Source organism: Mitsuaria sp. TWR114, assembly GCF_007997345.1.
On sequence record NZ_VOSR01000478.1, the window covers coordinates 1,169 to 2,077 of the forward strand.

The 909-nt window shown below is 75.2% G+C and carries 1 pseudogene (running past one end of the window); it reads right to left on the reverse strand.

From position 1 onward, the window contains the following. Positions 1-607, reverse strand: a pseudogene (locus FUT87_RS17170) (acyltransferase family protein); it reaches 668 nt to the left of the window's first position. Between the last annotated feature and the right edge of the window lie 302 nt (positions 608-909).

The window sequence follows — 909 nt, forward strand, 5'->3', positions numbered from 1 at the left end:
GCGCCACCGACAGCCAGTGCGCCGGCCCGGCGTCGCCGGCACGCGAGAGCCAGGCGGCGAAGCGCCCGGCGCCGCGGGCGGCGGTCCGGGTGGCGCGGCGATGCCGGCCCTGGGCGATGGCCCAGGCGGCGAGCACCAGCAGGTTCAGCACCAGCAGGTCGCGCAGGAACCAGAGGTGGAACACCGGGGCGGACAGGCCGTCCAGCGCCGCCCAGGGATCGGCGCCCCGTTGCCAGGCGAGCAGTGCCTGCTGCGCGCCGTTGAGCAGCAGCCAGCAGCTCAACAGCGGCACCCCCAGGCGCAGCAGCTGGCGCACGAGCAGGTCGGGCGTGGCGTGGCGGCGCAGGCTGCCGGCGAAGAGCAGGCCCGACAGCAGGAAGAAGCCGGGCACCCGGAAGCTGTGGATCAGCGCGACCAGCGCGTCGAAGAAGGCGCTGCGGTGGCTGTCGGCGACCAGCCAGTCGCCCGAGGTGATGAAGACGTCCGCGGTGTGCAGGGCGATGCCCAGGACCATCAGCGTCGCGCGGGTCCTGTCGAGGTCCAGATCCGCTGCGCCGGCGATGCCGGGGCGGTGCGCCTCCCTGGTGGAAGCGGTTGAAACATCCATGGCGATCCCCCTCTGCCCGGGCCCGGCGCTTCTCTGAGCGCGTGAGGCCGCAACTGTACGCCCGCGACCCCGCCCGGCTTCACGCCAGCGTGACAACTTCCCGGGGCAGACCCCCGGAACGCGGGGGGAGGCTCAGCGGAGCAGATCCGTCGCCAGGCGCTCGACGATGCGCGCGGCCGACCGGCCGTCCCACAGCGGGGGGCGGCGCACCGGGGCGGTGTCCGGGCCGGCGGCGTCGAGTTCGTCCAGCCGCTGCCCTGCCAGCGCCAGGACGCGCGCGGCGTCGGTGCCGGCGATGCGGT